This window comes from Cryobacterium arcticum, from assembly GCF_003185895.1.
GTDB classification, from domain to species: domain Bacteria; phylum Actinomycetota; class Actinomycetes; order Actinomycetales; family Microbacteriaceae; genus Cryobacterium; species Cryobacterium arcticum.
On sequence record NZ_QHLY01000011.1, the window covers coordinates 1 to 3216 of the forward strand.

At 53.0% G+C, this 3216-nt stretch carries 1 rRNA gene; it reads left to right on the plus strand.

Annotated features, from left to right (window positions below):
- Positions 1-25 precede the first annotated feature (25 nt).
- A 23S ribosomal RNA gene (locus CTB96_RS09725) occupies positions 26-3153 on the plus strand.
- Positions 3154-3216 lie beyond the last annotated feature (63 nt).

Here is a 3216-nt window from a genome sequence, read left to right on the forward strand (position 1 = left end):
ACTTAATCGATTCAAACTCATGTGATTTCAAATTTTCAAGAGCAAACGGTGAATGCCTTGGCATGTAGAGCCGAAGAAGGACGTAGTAATCTGCGATAAGCCTCGGGGAGTTGATAAACGAACTGTGATCCGAGGATGTCCGAATGGGGAAACCCCGCCAGGCCCGCAAGGTGACCTGGTGACTCCCGCCTGAATATATAGGGCGGGTAGAGGGAACGTGGGGAAGTGAAACATCTCAGTACCCACAGGAAGAGAAAACAATAGTGATTCCGTTAGTAGTGGCGAGCGAACCCGGATGAGGCTAAACCGATCATGTGTGATAGCCGGCAGGCGTTGCATGGTCGGGGTTGCGGGACTTTTCTGCTGATTCTGCCGAACAGTGAGGGTTAGAACGTTGTATAGACGAACAGGATTGAAAGCCTGGTCATAGAGGGTGCGAACCCCGTAGTCGAAATGCAGCAATCGCCCGAAGAGTATCCCAAGTAGCACGGGGCCCGAGAAATCCCGTGTGAATCTGTCAGGACCACCTGATAAGCCTAAATACTCCTACATGACCGATAGTGAACAAGTACCGTGAGGGAAAGGTGAAAAGTACCCCGGGAGGGGAGTGAAATAGTACCTGAAACCGTTTGCTTACAAACCGTTGGAGCACCCTTTGTTGGTGTGACAGCGTGCCTTTTGAAGAATGAGCCTGCGAGTTAGTGATATGTGGCGAGCTTAACCCGAGAGGGGAATGCGTAGCGAAAGCGAGTCTGAATAGGGCGATTCAGTCGCATGTCCTAGACCCGAAGCGAAGTGATCTATCCATGGCCAGGTTGAAGCGACGGTAAGACGTCGTGGAGGACCGAACCCACTTCAGTTGAAAATGGAGGGGATGAGCTGTGGATAGGGGTGAAAGGCCAATCAAACTTCGTGATAGCTGGTTCTCTCCGAAATGCATTTAGGTGCAGCGTTGCGTGTTTCTTGCCGGAGGTAGAGCTACTGGATAGCCGATGGGCCCTAAAAGGTTACTGACGTTAGCCAAACTCCGAATGCCGGTAAGTGAGAGCGCAGCAGTGAGACGGTGGGGGATAAGCTTCATCGTCGAGAGGGAAACAACCCAGACCACCATCTAAGGTCCCAAAGCGCGTGCTAAGTGGGAAAGGATGTGGAGTTGCATAGACAACCAGGAGGTTGGCTTAGAAGCAGCCACCCTTGAAAGAGTGCGTAATAGCTCACTGGTCAAGTGATTCCGCGCCGACAATGTAACGGGGCTCAAGCACGCCACCGAAGTTGTGGCATTGATATTTTTGGTAAGCCGCACCCTTGTGGTGTTGGTTCAGCCGTGTTGATGGGTAGGAGAGCGTCGTGTGGCCAGCGAAGCGGCGGTGTAAACCAGCCGTGGAGGCTACACGAGTGAGAATGCAGGCATGAGTAGCGAAAGACGGGTGAGAAACCCGTCCTCCGAAAGATCAAGGTTTCCAGGGCCAGGCTAATCCGCCCTGGGTAAGTCGGGACCTAAGGCGAGGCCGACAGGCGTAGTCGATGGACAACGGGTTTATATTCCCGTACTGATGAAAAACCGTCCAAGCTAATCCAGTAATGCTAAGCATCTGAATCCTCTAGATGGATCCCTTCGGGGTGAAGCGTGAGGCCTAGCGTGCGACCCTATGCTGGTGCGGTTAGCGTATTAACAGGTGTGACGCAGGAAGGTAGCTGAGCCGGGCGATGGTTGTCCCGGTCTAAGGATGTAGGGCGAACGATAGGCAAATCCGTCGTTCATTAAGCCTGAGACCCGATGGGTAGCCCGTAAGGGTGAAATCAGTGATCCTATGCTGCCAAGAAAAGCATCGACGCGAGGTTTTAGTCACCCGTACCCCAAACCGACTCAGGTGATCAGGTAGAGAATACTAAGGAGATCGAGAGAATCGTGGTTAAGGAACTCGGCAAAATGCCCCCGTAACTTCGGGAGAAGGGGGGCCTGAGGCGTGAAGGGATTTACTCCTGGAGCGTTCGAAGGCCGCAGAGACCAGTGGGAAGCGACTGTTTACTAAAAACACAGGTCCGTGCCAAGTCGCAAGACGATGTATACGGACTGACGCCTGCCCGGTGCTGGAAGGTTAAGAGGAACGGTTAGCCGCAAGGCGAAGCTGAGAATTTAAGCCCCAGTAAACGGCGGTGGTAACTATAACCATCCTAAGGTAGCGAAATTCCTTGTCGGGTAAGTTCCGACCTGCACGAATGGCGTAACGACTTCCCAGCTGTCTCAACCGCGAACTCGGCGAAATTGCATTACGAGTAAAGATGCTCGTTACGCGCAGCAGGACGGAAAGACCCCGTGACCTTTACTACAGCTTGGTATTGGTGTTCGGTGTGGCTTGTGTAGGATAGGTGGGAGACTTTGAAGCTTGGACGCTAGTTCAGGTGGAGTCATCGTTGAAATACCACTCTGGTCATATTGGATACCTAACTTCGAACCGTGATCCGGTTCAGGGACAGTGCCTGGTGGGTAGTTTAACTGGGGCGGTTGCCTCCTAAAAAGTAACGGAGGCGCCCAAAGGTTCCCTCAACCTGGTTGGCAATCAGGTGTCGAGTGTAAGTGCACAAGGGAGCTTGACTGTAAGACTGACAAGTCGAGCAGGGACGAAAGTCGGGACTAGTGATCCGGCAGTGGCTTGTGGAAGCGCTGTCGCTCAACGGATAAAAGGTACCTCGGGGATAACAGGCTGATCTTGCCCAAGAGTCCATATCGACGGCATGGTTTGGCACCTCGATGTCGGCTCGTCGCATCCTGGGGCTGGAGTAGGTCCCAAGGGTTGGGCTGTTCGCCCATTAAAGCGGTACGCGAGCTGGGTTTAGAACGTCGTGAGACAGTTCGGTCCCTATCCGCTGCGCGCGCAGGAAATTTGAGAAGATCTATCCCTAGTACGAGAGGACCGGGATGGACGAACCTCTGGTGTGTCAGTTGTTCCGCCAGGAGCACCGCTGATTAGCTACGTTCGGAACGGATAACCGCTGAAAGCATCTAAGCGGGAAGCCGGCTTCGAGATGAGATTTCCATCCCTTAGGGGGAGAGGCTCGCAGCTAGACTACTGCGTTGATAGGCCGGATGTGGAAGTGGGGACTAAAGACCCACGGAGCTGACCGGTACTAATAAGCCGATAATTTGATAACACAACAGTTTGAATAAGCTGCAAGCGTCCACTATGTGGTTCTCGATGTACGGTCGAGAACAAA